The organism is Streptomyces sp. NPDC050759 (assembly GCF_044456945.1).
Lineage (GTDB): Bacteria > Actinomycetota > Actinomycetes > Streptomycetales > Streptomycetaceae > Streptomyces.
Window position 1 is genome coordinate 145,876 of the sequence record NZ_JBITGI010000014.1, and the last position, 20,461, is coordinate 166,336.

Consider the following 20,461-nt stretch of genomic DNA (forward strand, 5'->3'; position numbering starts at 1 on the left):
CAGCGAGGGCTTGCTACTTTGAACCGGGCGTCCTCACGTCCGGATCATGAAAAGGCTCTCCGAGTGTCCAGTGAATTCCACGCCGTCACCGTCCTCCGTCGCCTTGGGGATCCCCCTCGTATGAGGGGAAGCCACAGCAACGAGAGTTGTCCCGACCTCTTCGAACTCAGTGACGGCAACTTCGCTGTGATCGGTACGGAGGCCACCGCCGCACTGGAATCCCGGCTTCCCCCGGATGCGGCCCGTGCCGACTACGAGCGCATCGTTGTGATCAGCCGCGACACCCTCATCCGCGCCAAGAGAGACATTCCTGACGCGTAGCGCATCACAAAGAGGGCCTGGCGTCGTAGCGCGCCCAGGCCCTCCATCGTGAAGCGCCGGTCAGCCCACGACCGTCCAGGTGTCCCCGCCGGCCAGCAGGGCCGCCAGGTCTCCCTTGCCGTTCTGCTCGATCGCCGCGTCCAGCTGGTCCGCCATCTGCGTGTCGTACACCGGTCGGTCCACCGACCGGAACACGCCGATCGGGGTGTGGTGGAGCGTGTCCGGGTCGGCCAGGCGGGACAGGGCGAAGGCGGTCGTCGGGGAGGCGGAGTGTGCGTCGTGGACGAGGATCTCCGCCTCGTTCGACGGCGTCACCGTGACCACCTTCAGGTCACCCGTCGCCGCATCCCGCACCACGCCCTTGGAGAGGTCCGCGCCGAAGCGGATCGGCTGCCCGTGTTCCAGGCGGATCACCGCCTCCTCGGCCTGCTGCTTGTCCTTCAGAGCCTCGAAGGCGCCGTCGTTGAAGATGTTGCAGTTCTGGTAGATCTCGATCAGCGCGGTACCCGGATGGGCGGCCGCCTCCCGCAGCACCTGCGTCAGGTGCTTGCGGTCCGAGTCCACCGTCCGCGCCACGAAGGACGCCTCGGCCCCGATGGCGAGGGACACCGGGTTGAAGGGCGCGTCCAGCGAGCCCATCGGCGTCGACTTCGTGATCTTGCCGACCTCGGAGGTGGGGGAGTACTGGCCCTTGGTCAGGCCGTAGATCCGGTTGTTGAAGAGCAGGATCTTCAGGTTCACGTTCCGGCGCAGGGCGTGGATCAGGTGGTTGCCTCCGATGGACAGCGCGTCTCCGTCACCCGTGACCACCCACACCGACAGGTCGCGGCGCGAGGACGCGAGGCCCGTCGCGATCGCCGGCGCCCGCCCGTGGATCGAGTGCATGCCGTACGTGTTCATGTAGTACGGAAACCGCGACGAGCAGCCGATGCCGGAGACGAAGACGATGTTCTCCTTGGCCAGCCCGAGCTCCGGCATGAAGCCCTGGACGGCGGCGAGGATCGCGTAGTCACCGCAGCCGGGGCACCAGCGGACTTCCTGGTCGCTCTTGAAGTCCTTCATGCTCTGGCGGGCCTCGGCCTTGGGGACCAGCGAGAGCGCCTCGATCGTGCCCGTGCCTTCCGTGGACGTCTCAGCCATCGATGGCCTCCTTGAGAGCCGTGGCGAGCTGTTCGGCCTTGAACGGCATGCCGTTGACCTGGTTGTAGCTGTGCGCGTCGACCAGGTACTTCGCCCGGACGAGCGTGGCGAGCTGTCCGAGGTTCATCTCCGGGATGACGACCTTGTCGTACCGCGTGAGCACCGCGCCCAGGTTGCGCGGGAAGGGGTTGAGGTGGCGGAGGTGCGCCTGCGCGATCGACTCACCGGCCGTGCGCAGCCGTCGTACGGCCGCCGTGATGGGGCCGTACGTCGATCCCCAGCCCAGCACCAGCGTGCGCGCCTCGTGCGGATCGTCCACGTCCAGATCCGGTACGTCGATCCCGTCGATCTTGGCCTGGCGGGTGCGGACCATGAAGTCGTGGTTGGCCGGGGCGTAGGAGATGTTGCCCGACCCGTCCTCCTTCTCGATCCCGCCGATGCGGTGCTCGAGGCCGGGTGTGCCGGGCACGGCCCAGGGGCGGGCGAGGGTCTGCGGGTCGCGCTTGTAGGGCCAGAAGACCTCGGTGCCGTCGTCCAGGGTGTGGTTCGGGCCCTGCGCGAACTGCACCCTCAGGTCCGGGAGCTCCTCCAGCTCGGGGATGCGCCAGGGCTCGGAGCCGTTGGCCAGGTAGCCGTCCGAGAGGAGCATCACCGGCGTGCGGTAGGTCAGCGCGATCCGGGCCGCCTCCAGCGCCGCGTCGAAGCAGTCGGCCGGGGTGCAGGGGGCGACGATCGGCACCGGCGCCTCGCCGTTGCGCCCGAACATCGCCTGCAGCAGGTCCGCCTGCTCGGTCTTGGTCGGCAGACCGGTGGACGGGCCGCCTCTCTGGATGTCGATGACGAGGAGCGGCAGCTCCAGGGAGACCGCGAGACCGATGGTCTCCGACTTCAGGGCCACGCCAGGACCGGAGGTCGTCGTCACCGCCAGCGAGCCGCCGAAGGCCGCGCCCAGGGCCGCGCCGATACCCGCGATCTCGTCCTCGGCCTGGAAGGTCCGTACGCCGAAGTTCTTGTGCTTGCTCAGCTCGTGCAGGATGTCCGAGGCCGGCGTGATCGGGTACGAGCCCAGGAACAACGGCAGGTCCGCCTGGCGAGACGCGGCGACCAGTCCGTAGGACAGTGCGAGGTTCCCGGAGATGTTGCGGTAGGTGCCGACCGGGAAGGCCTTCGTCGCCGGGGCGATCTCGTAGGAGACGGCGAAGTCCTCGGTGGTCTCGCCGAAGTTCCAGCCCGCGCGGAAGGCGGCCAGGTTCGCCTCGGCGATCTCCGGCTTCCTCGCGAACTTCGTCCGCAGGAACTTCTCCGTGCCCTCGGTGGGCCGGTGGTACATCCACGACAAGAGGCCGAGCGCGAACATGTTCTTGCTGCGCTCGGCCTCCTTGCGACTGAGGTCGAAATCCTTGAGGGCCTCGACGGTCAGCGTGGTCAGGGGGACCGGATGAAGGCTGTAACCGTCGAGCGAGCCATCCTCCAGCGGCGAGGCCGCGTACCCCACCTTCTGCATCGCCCGTTTGGTGAACTCGTCCGTGTTGACGATGATCTCCGCGCCGCGCGGCAGGTCGGCGATGTTGGCCTTGAGGGCGGCGGGGTTCATGGCCACCAGCACGTTGGGCGCGTCGCCCGGCGTGAGGATGTCGTGGTCGGCGAAGTGCAGCTGGAACGAGGAGACACCCGGCAGGGTTCCGGCAGGGGCCCGGATCTCGGCGGGGAAGTTGGGAAGGGTGGACAGGTCGTTGCCGAAGGACGCGGTCTCCGAGGTGAAACGGTCACCCGTGAGCTGCATCCCGTCACCGGAGTCGCCGGCGAAACGAATGATCACCCGGTCGAGGCGGCGGACGTCCTTCACGCCGGCCTCTTTGCGCTGCTCTCCCACGACGGCTTCGTCGGCCTGCTCCGCTGGGCTGCTGACCTGACTGGTCACTGAACTGGACCTCCCTCTGGGCGGCTGTTCGGGAGCGGCCTTCCCGCAGGCCTTCCCAGGATCAACCCTACGACCGCAGGGGTCGCCTTCCCTCGGCCATTCGCATGATGGACGCGCATTTGAGACGGTACGACGCCCCGAATTGTCACGTTTCACTCGCCCCCCGGCGCTTTCCTTGAAGACGCTCCCTCATCGTTCTTCGGTTCTCGGTCCCGGGCGGTTACGGGCGGTCCTGGGTGGTCCCTCCGTCCCGCCGACCGGCCGCCACCGCGATATCTGACACGGTGTCAGATGGTCAGGAGTTCAGGTAGGTCAGCACCGCCAGCACCCGCCGGTGGTCCCCGTCGCTCGGGGACAGCCCGAGTTTCAGGAAGATGTTGCTGACATGCTTCTCCACGGCCCCGTCGCTCACGACGAGCTGCCGCGCGATCGCCGAATTGGTGCGCCCCTCGGCCATGAGCCCCAGGACCTCCCGCTCCCGGGGAGTGAGATGGGCGAGCACATCCTGCTTACGGCTCCGCCCCAGCAGCTGAGCGACCACCTCGGGGTCGAGGGCGGTACCTCCCTCGGCCACCCGCACCACCGCGTCCACGAACTCACGCACCTCCGCGACCCGGTCCTTGAGCAGGTACCCCACCCCGCGACTGGACCCGGCCAGCAACTCGGTGGCGTACCGCTCCTCCACGTACTGCGACAGTACGAGTACCCCGAGTCCGGGATGTGCCTTGCGCAGTTGTACGGCGGCTCGCACGCCTTCGTCCGTATGCGTGGGAGGCATCCGCACATCGGCGACGACGACGTCGGGCAGCTCGCCCTGGGCGTCCAGCTCGCCGATCGTCTTGATCAGTGCCTCCCCGTCGCCCACACCGGCCACGACGTCGTGCCCGCGGTCGGTCAGCAACCGGGTCAGGCCCTCCCTCAGCAGCACTGAATCCTCGGCGATGACCACCCGCACCCTGTCCTCCACGACTCTCGGCCCCCCAGCCCACTCCCTGTCCACCCGCTGGACAAGTCCAGCATTCCAGCATTCGGATCCGGGCGGGCGCGGGCAACGGGATTAGGCCCCAGGAATACGAACAAGGACCCGATAACACGGGGTCAGGCCCGAAAACCGGCCATCTTCGCTGCGGGGGGTCCGCCAGGAGGGGGCCGAGAGGCGCCGGTGTCTGGGGAGGGGAAGGGGTAAGGGCGGCGGGGGCCAAGACAACCCCCACCGCCCTCTCACGCGGTACCTGTCACACCCGCTCGCCCCGCCACGGCAACTCCGCCGTCACCCGAGTGGGCCCCCCGGCCGGCGAGTCCACCACCAGGATCCCGTCCACCGCGTCCAGCCGCTCCGCCAAGCCCGCGAGCCCGGACCCGGAGGACACATCGGCCCCACCCACCCCGTTGTCCACCACCTGCAGCATCAACCGGTTCTCCACCTGCCACACATCCACCGCGGCGAACGTCGCCCGAGAGTGCTTGCTGATGTTCTGCAACAGCTCCGACACCGTGAAGTACGCGATCCCCTCGATGGCCGGCGCCGGCCGCGAAGGCAGATCCACCTCCACCTGAACCGGCACCGTGCACCGAGAAGCCACCGCCGACAGCGCGGCGTCCAGCCCCCGGTCGGTCAGCACCGCCGGATGAATCCCCCGCGCCAGATCCCGCAGCTCCTGAAGCGCCGTCTTCACCTCACCGTGCGCCTCGTCCACCATCCGCGCCGCCGCGGCGGGATCCTCCGTGAGCTTCTCCTTCGCCAGCCCCAGATCCATGGCCAGCGCCACCAGCCGAGCCTGCGCACCGTCGTGCAGATCCCGCTCGATCCGCCGCAGATCCGCGGCCGCCGTGTCCACCACGACCCCCCGGTCGGACTCCAGCTCCACCACCCGCGCCGACAGCCGGGTCGGCCCGAGCAGCCCGTGCACCATCACCCGGTCCACCATCGTCAGCGCCCGCACGATCCACGGCGTGGCCAGCGTGAACAACAGTCCCACCAGCGCGGTCACACCGATCTCGAACGGGTTGTCCAGGTAGATGTGGTGGGTCTGGTCGCCGTAGAGCTGAAGCCCGTCCTGACCGACGTACGCCGGGAAGACCCAGAACCACAGCGGATACGTCAGCAGCGCCCAGCCGTACACCCAGAAGTTCACCGCGACGACGAACGAGAACGTCGCCCACGGCAGGTGCAGCACCGAGTACAGCAGCGTCCGCCACGACGTCCCGCTCTTGAGCACCGCCCCCATCCACGCCATGAACCCGGACTTCCGCATCCTCAGCGGCTCCGGATCCCCGACCTCCAGACCCAGCAGCCCCCGTGCCCGCGCCCGTTCCAGCGCCCCGAGTCCACGGCATCCGGCGAGCCCGGCCGCGAAGACCGGAATCCCGAGGAAGGTCACGAGCAGGCCCGCGCCGAGCGAGATCATCGTGACGGCGTACGTGAACATCACGATGCTGATCGGCAGGCTCAGCAGCACATAGCCGAACTCCCGCCAGGTCCGCCCCTCGAACGGCGCCCGCAGCCCGGCCGGCACCCGGTGCCGCCGTACCGTCTCGGGGAACCCGAGCCCACTGTCGTACCCGTAGTCCGTGGCCATCGACGTCGTCCTTCTTCTCTCGTCCCGCGCCTGTGGTGTCGTATCTCCACCCTGCTGGGCCGCAGCTCAACGGACCATGGAGTCCGTCGGCGTCTTGAAAGGGGGGTTTTCCCTACCCCTTGTCCAGGCCACGGTCCCGCCACGGCAGCTCCGCCGTGACGACCGTCGGCCCGCCCGGCGGCGAGTCGATGACGAACAGCCCGTCGACCGCGTCGAGGCGCTCCGCGAGCCCGCGCATGCCGGTGCCGCCGTCGAGCCGGGCCCCGCCGCGGCCGTCGTCCCACACCTGGATGAGCAGCCGGTTCTCCGAGCGCCACACGTCGACCGACGCCGACCGGGCCCCGCTGTGCTTGCTGACGTTCTGGAGCAGCTCGGAGACGGTGAAGTAGGCGATCCCCTCGATCGCCTGGACCGGGCGCGCGTCGAGGTCGGCGGTCACCTTCACCGGGACCGTGCAGCGCGAGGCGACGCTCGACAGCGCCGCGTCGAGGCCTCGGTCGGTCAGTACGGCCGGATGGATGCCCCGCGCCAGATCCCGCAGCTCCTGAAGCGCCAGCTTCACCTCGCCGTGCGCCTCCTCGACCATCGCCTGCGCGTACTCGGGGTCCTCCAGGAGCTTCTCCTTCGCGAGGCCGAGACCCATGGCCAGGTTGACCAGCCGGGCCTGCGCCCCGTCGTGCAGGTCGCGCTCGATGCGGCGCAGGTCGGACGCGGCCGCGTCCACCACGACCCCCCGGTCGGACTCCAGTTCGGCGATACGGCGTTCCAGCTCGTCCGAGGGCGACAGCAGACCACGCACCATCGCCCGGTCCACGTTGGCGAGCCCCCGCGCGATGAACGGCAGGACCGGCCACAGCACGAACAACGAGGTCAGCGTGATGGTGAAGGTGAGCACCCCCCAGGGCAGCCGGATGAAGTCGTACAGCACCGTCCGCCAGCCCACGGGGTCCTTCACCCCCATCCACAGCTGGGCGAAGAAGCCGTTGCCGCCGTTCTTCGTGCGCCACGGCAGGCGGCTCGGTTCGTCCACTCGCACGCCGAGCAGCGCCCGGGCCCGCGCCCGCTCCAGCTTGCCCAGCTGCCGCGCGCCCAGCAGACCCGCCGCGAGCAGCGGGAACCCGATCACCGTGACGGTCAGCCAGAAGCCGGTGAACAGCACCGTCACGACGTAGGTGAAGCCGATGATCGACACCGGAAGGTTCGCCAGGAGATGCGCGATCTCCTTCCAGGTGTGCGCGTCGTACGCGAAACGGGCCGGCGGCGGCCGGCCGTCGTCGGTTCCGCCGTGTCTGCCGGTGGTCACGGCGCGGCTCGGGGACGAATGGCGTTCGGTCATATGGGCTAGCGTGCCGCCCCGGACCGCCGTGCGCCATGAGGCGGACCGCCGCGCCTTACGGGGGAAAACCCCACCCCGGCCTTTCGGATGGCTTTCGGATGGCTTTCCTGGGGTGACGGGCTGCTTACCGTGTCTTTATCAGGGCCTAGACTCCGGTGCGTACAGATCGTCGAACAGTGGTGTTCAGCGGGGCCACTGTGTTCAGCGTGCTCACAGGGAGTGAGGGGCGGACGTGCCGGAACCGACCGTCGTCGATGCAACCGTCGTCGCGGCGGACTACTTCCAGTCGTACTCGGTCGTCGGACTGCTCGCCGTCGTCGGCGTGCTGTTCGTCGCGGTCGCCTTCGGCGCCGGCCGCCTGCTGCGACCGGTGGTGCCCACCCCCGAGAAGCTCCTGACATACGAGTGCGGAGTCGACCCGGTCGGCGAGGGCTGGGCCCACACCCAGGTCCGCTACTACGTCTACGCCTTCCTCTACGTCATCTTCGCCGTCGACTCGATCTTCCTGTTCCCGTGGGCGACGGTCTTCGCGGCACCCGGCTACGGCGCGACGACCCTCGTCGAGATGTTCATCTTCCTCGGCTTCCTCGCCGTGGGACTGCTGTACGCGTACAAGAAGGGTGTCCTGACATGGACGTGAACCCTGCGGTCGACTCCGCTGCCACGGAGCCCGTTCTGCTCCCGGAGCCGAAACGGCTGGGCGCCCTCGCCCGCCTCGCCCCCGAGCCGATGAAGGTGATCCTCAACTGGGGCCGCCGGTACTCCCTGTGGGTCTTCAACTTCGGTCTCGCCTGCTGCGCCATCGAGTTCATCGCCGCGTCGATGGCCCGCCACGACTTCATCCGCCTCGGCGTCATCCCCTTCGCCCCGGGCCCCCGCCAGGCCGACCTGATGGTCGTCTCCGGCACGGTCACGGACAAGATGGCACCCGCCGTGAAGCGCCTGTACGAGCAGATGCCCGAGCCCAAGTACGTCATCTCCTTCGGCGCGTGCAGCAACTGCGGGGGCCCGTACTGGGACTCCTACTCGGTCACCAAGGGCGTCGACCAGATCATCCCCGTCGACGTCTACGTCCCCGGCTGCCCGCCCCGCCCCGAGGCCCTGCTCCAGGGAATCCTGAAGCTCCAGGAGAAGATCGCCCGGGAGTCGCTGGAGGAGCGGTACGGGCCGTCCGCGGCGCGTCCGTCGGCGGCCGCGCTGCAGAGCGGGCTGGTGAAGCCGCCTGTGCAGGCGCCGTCTTCGTCTTCGACTTCGGGCGAGGGGGAGTCACAGTGACCGCCGTCGGTTGGCTCCCCGCACCCGCCGAGGAACTCTTCGGCCCCGAGGCCACCGCCGAGGAGTCGTACGAGGTCCTGACCGTGGACGTCCCGCCCACGAGCTGGCTCACGGCACTGCGCGTCGCCCGCGACGAACTGGGCTGCACCTACTTCGACTGGCTCAGCGCCGTCGACGAACCGGGCACCGGCTTCCGCGTGGCGGTCCACGTGGCGGCCCTCTCCCCGGTACGACGCCTGCTCCTGCGTACGACGATCTCCCATGAGACACCGGTGCTGCCCACCGCCGTCGACATCTACGCGGGTGCCGCCTGGCACGAGCGCGAGACCCACGAGATGTTCGGCGTCACCTTCGAGGGCCACCCTTCCCTGAACCACCTCCTCCTGCCGGAAACCTTCGAGGGCCACCCCCTCCGCAAGGACTTCGTCCTGGCCGCCCGCGTCGCCAAGGCCTGGCCCGGCGCCAAGGAACCGGGCGAGTCCGAACACGGCGGCCCCAAACGCCGCCAGATGCTCCCCCCAGGAGTCCCCGACCCGAACGAATGGGGCCCCCTGAAGGGCCAACTCCCCCCGGCCCCGACCCGCCCGACCCGCACAGCAGGCCGCCCCTCAACCGAACGCCCACCCCGAGCAACGGGCGAGGGCCCGATGCGCCGGGCGCGTTCGGCGGCGGAGGGCTCGGCGAGTCAGGGGGAGGTGTCCACGGCGTCGGGTGCGGCGGATGCGTCGGGGGCGGCGGGGGCTGGTTCGCGGCGGGCGCGTTCGGCGGCGGAGGGCTCGGCGAGTCAGGGGGAGGTGTCCGGGGCGTCGGGTGCCGCGGGCGCGTCCGGGGCTGGACCGCGTGGAGTGCGTTCGGCGGCCGAGGGCTCGGCGAGCCAGAGCACGCCCGGGGCGACGGAGGGGGCTCCCCCCGCTTCGCCGACTGGCGTGACCCGGCGTACACGTAGCGCTGCGCAGGGCTCGGCCAGCCAGGCGGCACCGGATGCCGACGACACCGGCGCCGGTTCCGCAACCCCGGCCAGCGGCGCGCCCGAGTCCGAAGCACCGGCGACAGGCTTGCCCGCGTCCTCGTCGGACACCCAGGGGAAGGGTTCGCCCGCACCCGCCTCGGACTCCCCGGCGTCGCCTGCCCCCGCCCCCGCATCTCAGCGTCCGGGAGCGACGGGCGGTGCACCGGCTGGACCTCGCCGGACGCGTACCGCCTCGAGCGGTTCCGCGAGCCAGCGCGCCGGGGCGGCCCAGACCGAGACAGCGACCGAGGACACGAGCACGAACCCCGCCCCGCCGAAGCCTCCCACCCCCTCTCGCAGCCCGGACGCACCGTGGCACCACGCCCGCCCGGCCTTCGACGACCCGGAACCGAACCGGCCTCCCACACCCGGGGACTCCGAAGTCTCCGAGCGAACTTCCCTATCCGGGGACAGCGGTGTCTCCGAGCGCCCTTCCCTATCAGGGGACAGCGGTGTCTCCGAGCGTTCTGAGGGTCACGGTGTCTCCGAGCGTCCCGGGGGCCCCGGTGTCTCCGAACGCCCCCAGGACCCCGGTGTCTCCGAACGCCCCGGCGAGTCCGAGGTACGCAAGGCCTCCCAGAGGACCACGGATTCGGGAGCCTCCACGGCCACAGAAGGCCCCCTGGTTTCCGAAGGCCTCAAGGTTCCGGAGGAGGCGCCGGCTTCCGATGGTCGCGGGGTTCCGGAGGAGCCGTCGGCTTCCGGTGCTCCCGATGTTTCGGAGAAGCCGCCGGCTTCCGGGGAACCGACCTCCCAGGGACCCAAGGCATCCGAGCAACCCCAGACTTCTGGGCGCCCCCCGACTTCCGAGGCTTCTGAGGCTCCCGAGGAGTCCCAGGACTCCCTGGACCCGGAGCGCCCACATGTCACCGACCCGAGCCCCGACCGCGCCGCCCAGGCCTCCGAGGACCCGGACCCCGACGAGCCCTCCACCCCGGACTCTCACACCCCCACTCCCGACAAGCCCACAGGAGGCCCGCAGTGAACGACGCTCTCGACGTCGCCCTGCGACTCCTGATCGTCTTCGTCGTCTTCCTCACCTTCCCCTTGATCATCGGCCAGACCGAGCACAAGGTGATGGCCCACATGCAGGGCCGCCTTGGCCCGATGTACGCCGGCGGCTTCCACGGCTGGGCCCAACTCGTCGCGGACGGCGTGAAGTTCGCCCAGAAGGAAGACGTCGTACCGGCGGGCGCGGACCGCCGTGTCTTCCAACTCGCCCCCGCCGTCGCCCTCCTGCCCTACCTCCTCGTCCTCCTCGCCATCCCGATCGGCCCCGGCGAGGGCGCCGTCGGCCAGGTCGTCGACGCGGGCGTGTTCTTCGTGCTCGCCGTGATGGGCGTGGGCGTCCTCGGCTCCCTCATGGCCGGCTGGGCCTCCGCCAACAAGTTCTCCCTCCTCGGCGGCCTGCGCACTGCCGCACAGCTCCTCGCCTACGAACTCCCGATGCTGCTCACCGCCGCCTCGGTGGCGATGGCGGCCGGAACCGTCTCCCTCCCCGGCATCCTCGACGCCTTCGAGTGGTGGTGGCTGCCCTGGCAGATCGTCGGCGCGATCGTCTTCTTCATCGCCGGCCTCGCCGAACTCCAGCGCCCTCCCTTCGACATGCCGGTCGCCGACTCGGAGATCATCTTCGGCGCCTACACCGAGTACACCGGCCTGCGTTTCGCCCTGTTCCTCCTCGCCGAGTACGCCGGAATCGTCGTCCTGTGCGGCCTGACCACCGTCCTCTTCCTGGGCGGCTGGCACGGCCCCTGGGGCGCCGACGGGCTCGGCTGGGTCTGGACCCTCCTCAAGACGGCCGTGCTCGCCTTCGTCGTCATCTGGCTCCGCGTGACCTATCCCCGCCTGCGCGAGGACCAGCTCCAGAAACTCTCGTGGACCCTCCTCGTCCCCCTGTCCCTCGCCCAGATCGCCCTCACCGGCATCGTCAAGGTGGTGATCCAGTAACCATGGCCCCCATTCCTGGCTCCGGTCTGGCCAAGGGCCTGGCCGTCACCCTGCGCACGATGACGAAGAAGACCGTCACCGAGCAGTACCCCGACGCCCAGCCCGACCTCCCGCCCCGCACCCGCGGGGTGATCGGCCTGTTCGAGGAGAACTGCACGGTCTGCATGCTGTGCGCCCGTGAGTGCCCCGACTGGTGCATCTACATCGACTCCCACAAGGAGACGGTCCCGGCGGCGACCCCCGGTGGCCGCGAACGCAGCCGCAACGTCCTCGACCGCTTCGCCATCGACTTCTCCCTCTGCATGTACTGCGGTATCTGCATCGAGGTGTGTCCTTTCGACGCCCTGTTCTGGTCCCCCGAGTTCGAGTACGCCGAGACCGACATCCGCGACCTCACCCACGAGCGGGACAAGCTCCGCGAGTGGATGTGGACCGTCCCGGCCCCACCGGCCCTCGACCCCGGAGCGGAGGAACCGAAGGAGATCGCCACCGCCCGCAAGACCGCCGAGAAGCTGGCGGCGGCCCAGGCCGAGCCGGCCCCGTCGGCCGATCCCCAGGGGGAGGAGTCGTGACCCTCGCCCAGGCAGCGCACGGCTTCCTCTCCCCGACCGGCGTCGAGATCGCCTTCCTGCTCGTCGGCCTGGTCACCTTCGGAGCCGCGATCATCACCGTCACCACCAAGCAGCTGGTACACGCCGCCCTGTGGCTGGTGGTGGCCCTCGGCGGCCTCGCCGTCGAATACCTCCTGCTCACCGCCGAGTTCATCGCATGGGTGCAGGTCCTCATCTACGTCGGCTCAGTCGTCGTCCTCCTTCTGTTCGGTCTGATGCTCACCAGGGCCCCCATCGGCCGCTCCCCGGACGCCGACTCCGGCAACCGCTGGGCCGCCCTCGTCGTGGCCCTTGCCGCAGCGGCCGCTCTGGTCTGGGTGGTCGTCGACGCCTTCCGCACCACCTGGATCGACCTGGACGGCCCCGCCGCCGGCTCCACCGAGGCAACCGGCGCGAGCCTCTTCCAGAACTGGGTCCTCCCCTTCGAGGCCCTCTCCGTCCTGCTCCTCGCGGCGCTGGTCGGCGCGATCGTCCTGTCCCGCAAGGCGAAGGCGGAGTCGAGCTCTCCCCCTGTGAACTCCCGAGCCGCGACCGGTAGTTCCCCCTCCGTCCCAGATTCCCGTAATCACACGATCGGGCGAAAAGAGCCGGTCGCGGGAACCCAGCCGGCCAGGGGGACCGAGTCGACTGAGCAGGAAGGCGCCCGCTGATGCACCTCGCCTATCCCGCCGTACTCTCCGCCCTCCTCTTCTGCACCGGCCTCTACGGCGTCCTGGCCCGCCGCAACGCGATCCTCGTCCTGATGTCGGTCGAGCTGATGCTCAACGCCGTCAACCTGAACCTGGTCGCCTTCGACATCTGGCTCAGCAGGGCCGCCGAGGAGACCCTGCACTCCGGCCAGGCCCTGACCCTGTTCACCATTGCCATCGCCGCCGCCGAGATCGGCATCGGCCTCGCGATCGTCCTCGCCGTCCACCGCAACCGCGGCACCGCCGACATCGACAAGCTCCGCGACACGGCCGAGGGCCACGACCCCGACACCTCCGACGACGACGCCCGCACGGCCGAACAGGCCGCAGAGTCCGGGCGGACCGGGAAGGCTGAGGCCACCGCGTGACCACGACCACCCTCGCCGTCCTCGTCCCCCTCCTTCCCTTCCTGGGCGCCGTGGCCGGCCTGCTCCTGGGCCGCACCGCCCCCGGCTTCGTCCGTCCGCTCGCCGTCCTGCCGCCCCTGGTCGCCCTCGCGCTCGCCGCGGTGGTCGCCGTACGCCAGGGCGGCGACCAGACGGTGAACGCCGCCACCGAACTCACCCCGACCGGCTCGGTCCCGGTCGAACTCGCCCTCTACATCGACGGCTTCGCCGCCCTCGTCGCCGTCCTGGTCGCCTTCGTCGCCACCTGTGTGCAGATCTACTCGACCGGCTATCTGCGCGACGACCCGCGCTACCCGTCCTACGCCGCTCTCGTCTCCCTCTTCACCTCCGCGATGCTGCTCGTCGTCTACTCCGGCGACCTGATCGTGCTGCTGGTCGGCTGGGAGATCATGGGCATCTGCTCGTACTTCCTGGTCGGCCACTACTGGGAGACCCCGGAGGCCCGCGCCGCCTCCCTCAAGGCATTCCTGGTGACCAAGCTCGGTGATGTCCCCTTCCTGATCGGCCTGTTCGCCCTGGCCACCGACGCCGGCTCCTTCCGGATCACGAAGGTCCTCGACGCCGTCGCGCACGGCAGGCTCGACCACCCGACCCTGATCGCCCTGCTCCTTCTCGCGGGCGTGGCGGGCAAGTCGGCGCAGTTCCCGCTGCACACCTGGCTCCCCGACGCGATGGCGGGCCCCACGCCCGTCTCCGCGCTGATCCACGCCGCGACGATGGTTGCCGCCGGTGTCTACTTCATCGCCCGTCTCCTCCCGGTCTTCGAGGCCTCCCAGGCCGCGATGGTGGTCCTCGCCGTCATGGCCGCCGTCACGATGATCGGTTCGGGTCTCGCCGCGCTCGCCCAGGACGACATCAAACGTGTCCTCGCCTACTCGACGATCGGCCAGCTCGGCTACATGACCGGCGCCCTCGCCGTCGGCGACCGCGGTGCCGCCGTCTTCCACCTCCTGTCCCACGGCGCCTTCAAGGCGCTGCTGTTCCTCGCCGCCGGCGTGATCATCCACGCCGCCGGCACCAACTCCCTGGCCGCCATGTCCCGTATGAAGGACCTGAGCGCCCGTGTCCCCGACGCCTACTGGACGATGACCGTGGCGCTCCTCGCGCTCGCCGCGATCCCGCCCTTCAGCGGCTTCTTCTCCAAGGAGTCCGTCCTCGGTGCGGCCGAGCACGTCGCCACCGGCCACACCGAACACGCCCCCGGCGCCGCGGGCTGGATCACCCTCGTCGCCGGCCTCCTCACGGCCCTGCTCACCGCCGCGTACGCGACGCGGCTGTGGCTGCTTGCCTTCCGCGGGCGGGGCACCGAAGCCCCCGACCACGGACGCCAGCCGCTGACGATGACCGTGGTCCTCTGGGTCCTCGCGGCGCCGTCCCTCGCCCTCGGCGCGTTCTCCTACCGCGTGCTGCCCGACTGGTTCGACGGCCGCGACCTCACCCCGACCCTCACCACCTCCGTCGCCGGCACGGGCGTGGCCCTCATCGGCGGCCTCGTCACCTACGCGGCCTGGCGGCACACCAGTGCGGTCACGGCCCGCATCCCGCTGGGCGCGGTCGCCGCCCACCCCGAAGGCGACGCCGGACTCGTCGAGGCCGAGGCCATCGCCACCCACGAGCCCGCTTACGGAGACGTGGCCTACGCGCCCGACCCCGCAGACCCCGGACGATTGCTGCTCGGCCCACTGCATCGCCACGCGGCCGTCGGCTTCCACCTGGACGCCCTGTACACGGCCCTCTTCGTCCGCCCGGTCCAGGCCGGAGCCACCCTCGTCCGGTTCCTGGACCGCGAAGTCGTCGAGACCTACGTACGCGGCGCGGGAACACTGCCCCGCTGGCTCGGCACCGCCGTACGACGGGCCCAGACCGGCAATCTGCAGACCTATGTGAGCGCGCTGCTCGCCGGCACCGTCGTCCTCGCGGTCGCCGTCGTCCTCGTCGCCACGGGAGCGTGAGCAGGCGTGATCGATATCAACGAGTCCGTGATGCAGTTCCTTCTGGCATTCGTCGTGGCCGGCCCGCTCCTCGGCGCCGTCACGGCTCTGCTGCCGGCCCCGCCCGGACTGAAGGGGAAGTCACCGGACCAGGCCGTACTGCGGCACGGCGTGACGGTCACCGGCGTGATCCTCATCGCCGCGATCGTCCTGGCACTCGGCTTCGACCACGACCATCCGTCGAAGATGCAGGCCACGACCGACATCAGCTGGATCCCCGCACTCGACGTGCGCATCCACCTCGGCATCGACGGCATCTCCCTCCCCCTTCTGGTCCTGACCGCGCTGCTGACCTTCCTCTGCGCGCTCTATTCGTACTTCAAGATGCCCGCGGGCCCCACCCCGAAGGCCTTCGTCGCACTGCTGCTCATGCTCGAGTCCGGCACCCTCGCGACCTTCGCCGTCCTCGATCTGCTGCTGTTCTTCCTCGCGTTCGAGATGGTGCTCATCCCGATGTACTTCCTCATCGCCCGCTGGGGCGGCGAGGACCGCCAGGCCGCCGCCTGGCGCTTCATCCTCTACACACTGCTCGGCTCGGTCGTCATGCTGCTCGGCCTGCTCCTGATCGGGATCAAGGCGGGCACATTCGACATGGTGGCACTCGCCACTGACAACGGCCGGTCACTGTCCGCATCCGTGCAGGTCATCGCCGTTCTGGCGATCGGGATCGGGCTCGCGGTCAAGACCCCGATGTGGCCGCTGCACAGCTGGCTGCCCGACGCCCACACCGCCGCGCCGACCGTCGGCTCGGTCCTGCTGGCCGGCGTCCTGCTGAAGATGGGTACGTACGGGTTCGTCCGTATCTTGCTGCCGATCGCCCCCGACGGCTTCCGCGACTTCGCGCCCTACCTCGCCGCCTTCGCCGTGGTCGGGATCATCTACGGATCACTGGCCTGCCTCGCCCTCGCCAAGCGGGGCGCGAAGGGCGATCTCAAGCGCCTCATCGCCTACTCCTCCGTCGGCCACATGGGCTTCGTCCTGCTCGGCATCGCCACCATGACCCCGACCGGCGTGAACGGCGCCCTGTTCGCCAACATCGCCCACGGCCTCATCACCGGCCTGCTGTTCTTCCTGGTCGGCGCCCTGAAGGACCGCACCGGCACCACCGACCTCGACACCCTGGCCGAGGAGACCGGCGCCGCCCTGTACGGCAAGGCCCCGCGCCTCGGCGGCCTGCTGGCCTTCGGGGCGGTCGCCTCGCTCGGCCTGCCTGGCCTCGCCGGATTCTGGGGCGAGATGCTGGCCCTGTTCGGCGCCTTCAAGCCCGCCGACGACCTCAGCCGCCCCGCCTTCCTCACCTTCATGGCGATCGGCGCGTTCGGCACCCTCCTGACGGCCGCGTACATGCTCGTCGTGGTCCGCCGCGTCTGCATGGGCGCCGTACCCCAGGACGCCCCCCAGCTCGCCGACGTCCACACGTACGAGTTCGCGGCCTGGACGCCGCTCGTCGCCCTCACCGTCGCGGCGGGCCTGTGGCCGAAGGCCCTCCTCGGCCTCACCGACCCGGCCGTCCAGCAGCTCCTCGCAGGAGGCACCCGATGAGCACCCTGGCCGCCATGGCTCAGCCATTGGCCTCTTCGGCCGAGCCCCTGGCCGCGAACCTCGTCCAGTCCGTCGACTGGCTCGCGATCGCGCCACCCACTCTCACTGCGGTCGTCGGACTCGTCGTTCTCGTCGCAGACCTTTTCGTCGGCGAGCAGAAGAAAGCCCTGCTCGGATGGGTCTCGGTCGCGGGCCTGGCAGCCTCCGTGCTCCTGCTGCTGCCCCTCCTGGACGGCGACCGCAGCACCTTCTGCCTGACCGGCGACGCCGACGTGTGCAGCTATGCGGCCGACCGCTTCACGCTCGTCATCCAGTTCCTCGTCCTTGGCGGCGCCCTCCTGGCGGCCCTCCTGTCGGTCACCACCCTCAAGGACGCCGACAAGAGATTCCCCGAAGGGGAGTACTGGTTCCTGCTGCTCTCCTCGGCCGCCGGCGCCGCACTCCTGCCCGCCTCCCGCGACCTGGCGACCCTCGTCGTCGCCCTGGAAGTCGCCTCCCTGCCGGCCTTCGCCCTCGTCGGCATCCGGCACGGCGACAGGAAGTCCTCCGAAGCGGCCCTGAAATTCTTCCTGTCCTCCGTCACCGCGACCGCGGTCAGCCTCATGGGCATCAGCTTCGTGTACGCCTCCACGGGCACCCTCTACCTCACACAGATCGCCGACCGCATCCAGCACGTCGACGGACAACTCCACACCCTCGCCCAGACCGGCGTCGTCCTCACCCTCGTCGGCTTCGCCTTCAAGACGGCCGCCGTCCCCTTCCACTTCTGGGTGCCCGACACCTACGTCGGCGCACCCCTCCCGATCGCCGCCTACTTGTCGGTCGTCGGCAAAACGGTCGGCTTCTCCGGGCTGATCCTCGTCACCGTCATCGCCCTGCCGTCGTACGCCGACGTCTGGGGCCCGGCGCTCGCCGCGCTCGCCGCCCTCACCATGACCGTCGGCAACGTCGGCGCCCTCCGCCAGCAGGCCACGCGCGCGTACAGCGCCGTACGGCTGCTCGCCTGGTCCTCCGTCGGCCAGGCCGGCTACCTCCTCGTCCCGATCGCCGCCGCCGCATACTCCGACGACGCCGAGCGGTCCGTCGGCTCCACCGTCGCCTACGCCCTCATGTACGGCGCCGTGAACCTCGGCGCCTTCGCGGTGGCCGCGCTGGTGGGCCGAACGAGGGCCGCGAACCGCATCACCGACTATCGCGGGCTCTACGCGACCAACCCGCTCGCCGCCCTCCTCCTCGCCTTCTTCCTGCTCTGCCTGGCCGGGCTGCCGCCGGGCATCATCGGCCTGTTCGCCAAGGTCACCGTCTTCTCGGCGGCCGTGGACGCGGGCCTCGGATGGCTCGCCGTGGTCATGGCCGTCAACGTCGTGATCGCGCTCTTCTACTACCTCCAGTGGACGACGCTGCTGTTCAGGGCCCCCGAGGGCGAACCCGCCGCGCACCGCGTCCCCGCCCCCCTCACCGTCGCGCTCGCCCTGACCGGCGTCCTCGGCGTCGCCCTCTCGGGCGCGCCCCAGCTGGTGTTGCGCTTCACCGACACCGGACTCTTCTGAACCGGGCCTCCCGAACCGGGCCTCCGAAGCTGAACAGCCGCCCTTGAACCATCACCCGGACGGCCCACCTGGGCCTCCGCGCGCACAAGGGAACTAGTGACCCTCGCCTGGCGTTGAGCAAAACGGGAGGGTCCACTGGACGTGACATCACGGACCGGTGGCATCGGAAGACATCGGAGACCAGCAAGCAAAGGGTTCCCCTGCTGCACCACTTGGAGGGCGTACCGTGCACCGCCGGCACAACGGGCTCAGGACCGCAGTCCTCCTCGGGGGACTGTCCGCACTCATCATCGTCATCGGCAGCTTCTTCGGCCGCATGGGGCTGGTGGTGGCCGTCCTGATCGCGCTGGGCACCAACGCGTACGCGTACTGGAACAGCGACAAGCTGGCTCTACGCGCGATGCGTGCCCGCCCGGTGAGCGAGTTCGAGGCACCGGCCCTGTACCGCATGGTCCGCGAACTCTCCACCCAGGCCCGTCAGCCCATGCCGCGCCTGTACATCTCGCCGACCGAGGCACCCAACGCCTTCGCGACCGGCCGCAATCCGCGCAACGCCGCCGTGTGCTGCACCGACGGCATCCTGCGCCTCCTGGACGAGCGCGAACTGCGCGGTGTCATCGGCCACGAACTCAGCCATGTCTACAACCGCGACATCCTGATCTCGTCGGTCGCCGGCGCCCTCGCCTCCGTGATCATGTTCCTGGTCAACTTCGCCTGGCTGATCCCGATCGGCCGTTCCGACGACGATGACGGCCCGGGCCTCCTCGGCATGCTGATGATCATGATCCTCGGACCGCTGGCGGCCAGCCTCATCCAGCTGGCCATCAGCCGCTCCAGGGAGTACGAGGCGGACGCGTCCGGCGCCCAGCTCACCGGCGACCCCCTCGCGCTCGCCAGCGCCCTGCACAAGCTCGAAATGGGCACGAAGCAACTGCCGTTGCCGCCCGAACCGCGCATCGAGACCGCGAGCCACATGATGATCGCGAACCCGTTCCGCCCTGGCCAGGGACTGTCCAAGATGTTCTCGACTCACCCGCCGATGGCGGAGCGCATCGCCCGGCTCGAGAAGATGGCAGGTCGCCCCCAATGAAAACCATCCTGAACGTCATTTGGCTCGTCCTGAGCGGCTTCTGGCTGTTCCTCGCCTACCTCGCCGCGGGCGCGCTGCTCTGCATCACCATCATCGGCATCCCGTTCGGCATAGCCGCCTTCCGCATCGGCGTCTACGCCCTGTGGCCCTTCGGGTACACCACCGTCGAGCGCCGCGACGCGGGCGCGCCCTCCTGCCTCGGCAACGTCCTGTGGCTGGTCCTCGCCGGCTGGTGGCTGGCCCTGGGCCACATCGCGACGGGCCTCGTCCTCTGCGTCACGATCATCGGTATCCCGTTCGGCATCGCCAACTTCAAGCTCATCCCCGTGTCCCTGTTCCCACTGGGCCGCGAAATCGTCCCCACCGACGAGCCGTTCGCAACCCGCTGACGGACGGGCCGGGGTTTTCCACAACGCGGACGTTGTCCACAGGCTTGCCCGGCTGTCAGTGCCACCCTGCATCATGAATGCATGACCGAGAGCGAGCAGTTGCTGGCACGGGTGGCGGACAAGGCCCGCAACACCCGGCCGTGGGGTTGGACTTCCCTCCCCGAGCCGGTGGAGGCGGACACCCTTTCCCGCGCCGAGGCAGCGCTGGGCTTCCACCTGCCCCCGCTGCTCGCCGATCTCTACCTGCGTATAGGAGACGGCGGATTCGGCCCGGAGTACGGCCTGTTGCCGCTGCTCGACAGCCCTCCGTCCGGGGAGCCCGCAGCCGTCGTGCAATACCTGGCCAACCGCAAGAGCAGCCGCAAGGACCCCGACTGGCCCTGGCCCGAGGGCGTCCTGCCGATATCCCACTGGGGCTGTGCGATGTACGCGTGTGTGGACTGCCACAGCCCGGAAGCCCCCGTTCTCCTCTTCGAGCCGAACGCCGGTGACTGCGACCACTCCTGGTTCGTGGACGCCCCCACCCTCACGGACTGGCTGCAAACCTGGGTCGACGGCACGGGCTGGTACGAGGAGATGAACGAGGAGTTGGAGATGACTCCCTGGACACAGTTCCGGATACGCACGGCACCGCCGGCCCACGCATCCTGACGCTCGCTTG

19 protein-coding genes are annotated in these 20,461 nt (G+C 69.8%); 14 read left to right on the forward strand and 5 right to left on the reverse strand.

Annotation, left to right across the window (positions count from 1 at the left end; genetic code table 11):
* Positions 1–120 precede the first annotated feature (120 nt).
* On the forward strand, positions 121–321 hold the full coding sequence (locus ACIBJB_RS34190) for a hypothetical protein (protein ID WP_398936465.1): 201 nt from the start codon (positions 121–123) through the stop codon (positions 319–321).
* A 60-nt stretch (positions 322–381) separates the two neighbouring features.
* Here ACIBJB_RS34190 and ACIBJB_RS34195 read toward each other — a convergent pair whose 3' ends face one another.
* The 5 genes from ACIBJB_RS34195 to ACIBJB_RS34215 all read right to left on the reverse strand — a co-directional run bounded on the left by ACIBJB_RS34195 (position 382) and on the right by ACIBJB_RS34215 (position 7,297).
* Positions 382–1,461, reverse strand: a complete 1,080-nt coding sequence (locus ACIBJB_RS34195; protein ID WP_398936467.1) for a 2-oxoacid:ferredoxin oxidoreductase subunit beta — start codon at positions 1,459–1,461, stop codon at positions 382–384.
* A complete protein-coding gene (locus ACIBJB_RS34200; protein WP_398936469.1) occupies positions 1,454–3,382 on the reverse strand; it encodes a 2-oxoacid:acceptor oxidoreductase subunit alpha in 1,929 nt (642 codons plus the stop codon). Before ACIBJB_RS34200 ends, ACIBJB_RS34195 begins: the two co-directional genes overlap by 8 nt.
* Before the next feature lie 295 nt (positions 3,383–3,677).
* A complete protein-coding gene (locus ACIBJB_RS34205; RefSeq protein ID WP_028808164.1) occupies positions 3,678–4,337 on the reverse strand; it encodes a response regulator transcription factor in 660 nt (219 codons plus the stop codon).
* A gap of 280 nt (positions 4,338–4,617) precedes the next feature.
* On the reverse strand, positions 4,618–5,961 hold the full coding sequence (locus ACIBJB_RS34210; RefSeq protein ID WP_398936471.1) for a sensor histidine kinase: 1,344 nt from the start codon (positions 5,959–5,961) through the stop codon (positions 4,618–4,620).
* Between the two features lie 112 nt (positions 5,962–6,073).
* On the reverse strand, positions 6,074–7,297 hold the full coding sequence (locus ACIBJB_RS34215; protein WP_398936473.1) for a sensor histidine kinase: 1,224 nt from the start codon (positions 7,295–7,297) through the stop codon (positions 6,074–6,076).
* A 232-nt stretch (positions 7,298–7,529) separates the two neighbouring features.
* Here ACIBJB_RS34215 and ndhC point away from each other — a divergent pair, with 232 nt between their 5' ends.
* The 13 genes from ndhC (at position 7,530) to ACIBJB_RS34280 (ending at position 20,451) form a co-directional block, all read left to right on the forward strand.
* On the forward strand, positions 7,530–7,937 hold the full coding sequence (gene ndhC / locus ACIBJB_RS34220; protein WP_387524313.1) for an NADH-quinone oxidoreductase subunit A: 408 nt from the start codon (positions 7,530–7,532) through the stop codon (positions 7,935–7,937).
* Complete coding sequence (locus tag ACIBJB_RS34225; RefSeq protein ID WP_398936475.1) at positions 7,928–8,572, forward strand: NADH-quinone oxidoreductase subunit B; 645 nt, start codon at positions 7,928–7,930, stop codon at positions 8,570–8,572. The genes ndhC and ACIBJB_RS34225 overlap by 10 nt, the downstream gene beginning before the upstream one ends.
* Positions 8,569–10,566, forward strand: a complete 1,998-nt coding sequence (locus ACIBJB_RS34230) for an NADH-quinone oxidoreductase subunit C (RefSeq protein WP_398936477.1) — start codon at positions 8,569–8,571, stop codon at positions 10,564–10,566. The genes ACIBJB_RS34225 and ACIBJB_RS34230 overlap by 4 nt, the downstream gene beginning before the upstream one ends.
* Positions 10,563–11,531, forward strand: a complete 969-nt coding sequence (locus ACIBJB_RS34235; protein WP_398936479.1) for an NADH-quinone oxidoreductase subunit H — start codon at positions 10,563–10,565, stop codon at positions 11,529–11,531. The genes ACIBJB_RS34230 and ACIBJB_RS34235 overlap by 4 nt, the downstream gene beginning before the upstream one ends.
* Positions 11,532–11,533: 2 nt before the next feature.
* A complete protein-coding gene (locus tag ACIBJB_RS34240; protein WP_311718279.1) occupies positions 11,534–12,103 on the forward strand; it encodes an NADH-quinone oxidoreductase subunit I in 570 nt (189 codons plus the stop codon).
* Complete coding sequence (locus ACIBJB_RS34245) at positions 12,100–12,792, forward strand: NADH-quinone oxidoreductase subunit J (RefSeq protein WP_398936481.1); 693 nt, start codon at positions 12,100–12,102, stop codon at positions 12,790–12,792. The genes ACIBJB_RS34240 and ACIBJB_RS34245 overlap by 4 nt, the downstream gene beginning before the upstream one ends.
* Complete coding sequence (gene nuoK / locus ACIBJB_RS34250) at positions 12,792–13,199, forward strand: NADH-quinone oxidoreductase subunit NuoK (RefSeq protein WP_398936483.1); 408 nt, start codon at positions 12,792–12,794, stop codon at positions 13,197–13,199. The genes ACIBJB_RS34245 and nuoK overlap by 1 nt, the downstream gene beginning before the upstream one ends.
* Complete coding sequence (locus ACIBJB_RS34255) at positions 13,196–15,190, forward strand: NADH-quinone oxidoreductase subunit L (RefSeq protein WP_398936485.1); 1,995 nt, start codon at positions 13,196–13,198, stop codon at positions 15,188–15,190. Before nuoK ends, ACIBJB_RS34255 begins: the two co-directional genes overlap by 4 nt.
* A 6-nt stretch (positions 15,191–15,196) precedes the next feature.
* The gene (locus tag ACIBJB_RS34260) at positions 15,197–16,771 is read left to right on the forward strand and encodes an NADH-quinone oxidoreductase subunit M (RefSeq protein ID WP_398936487.1); all 1,575 of its coding nucleotides are present in this window, start codon (positions 15,197–15,199) and stop codon (positions 16,769–16,771) included.
* The gene (locus tag ACIBJB_RS34265; protein ID WP_398936490.1) at positions 16,768–18,321 is read left to right on the forward strand and encodes an NADH-quinone oxidoreductase subunit N; all 1,554 of its coding nucleotides are present in this window, start codon (positions 16,768–16,770) and stop codon (positions 18,319–18,321) included. Before ACIBJB_RS34260 ends, ACIBJB_RS34265 begins: the two co-directional genes overlap by 4 nt.
* Before the next feature lie 226 nt (positions 18,322–18,547).
* Positions 18,548–19,411, forward strand: coding sequence for a zinc metalloprotease HtpX (gene htpX, locus ACIBJB_RS34270; protein ID WP_387721793.1), 864 nt, complete (start codon positions 18,548–18,550; stop codon positions 19,409–19,411).
* Positions 19,408–19,800, forward strand: a complete 393-nt coding sequence (locus tag ACIBJB_RS34275) for a YccF domain-containing protein (protein ID WP_328780985.1) — start codon at positions 19,408–19,410, stop codon at positions 19,798–19,800. The genes htpX and ACIBJB_RS34275 overlap by 4 nt, the downstream gene beginning before the upstream one ends.
* 81 nt (positions 19,801–19,881) lie before the next feature.
* Positions 19,882–20,451: an SMI1/KNR4 family protein gene (locus ACIBJB_RS34280; protein ID WP_398936493.1), complete on the forward strand. Its 570-nt coding sequence runs from the start codon at positions 19,882–19,884 to the stop codon at positions 20,449–20,451.
* The last annotated feature ends 10 nt before the right edge of the window (positions 20,452–20,461 follow it).

Coding starts and splice junctions, on each gene's coding strand:
- nuoK (WP_398936483.1), top strand. CDS start 12,792: ATGCACCTCGCCTATCCCGCCGTACTCTCCGCCCTCCTCTTCTGCACC.
- ACIBJB_RS34265 (WP_398936490.1), top strand. CDS start 16,768: ATGAGCACCCTGGCCGCCATGGCTCAGCCATTGGCCTCTTCGGCCGAG.
- ACIBJB_RS34215 (WP_398936473.1), bottom strand. CDS start 7,297: ATGACCGAACGCCATTCGTCCCCGAGCCGCGCCGTGACCACCGGCAGA.
- ACIBJB_RS34225 (WP_398936475.1), top strand. CDS start 7,928: ATGGACGTGAACCCTGCGGTCGACTCCGCTGCCACGGAGCCCGTTCTG.
- ACIBJB_RS34210 (WP_398936471.1), bottom strand. CDS start 5,961: ATGGCCACGGACTACGGGTACGACAGTGGGCTCGGGTTCCCCGAGACG.
- ACIBJB_RS34190 (WP_398936465.1), top strand. CDS start 121: ATGAGGGGAAGCCACAGCAACGAGAGTTGTCCCGACCTCTTCGAACTC.
- ACIBJB_RS34275 (WP_328780985.1), top strand. CDS start 19,408: ATGAAAACCATCCTGAACGTCATTTGGCTCGTCCTGAGCGGCTTCTGG.
- ACIBJB_RS34195 (WP_398936467.1), bottom strand. CDS start 1,461: ATGGCTGAGACGTCCACGGAAGGCACGGGCACGATCGAGGCGCTCTCG.
- ACIBJB_RS34240 (WP_311718279.1), top strand. CDS start 11,534: ATGGCCCCCATTCCTGGCTCCGGTCTGGCCAAGGGCCTGGCCGTCACC.
- ACIBJB_RS34280 (WP_398936493.1), top strand. CDS start 19,882: ATGACCGAGAGCGAGCAGTTGCTGGCACGGGTGGCGGACAAGGCCCGC.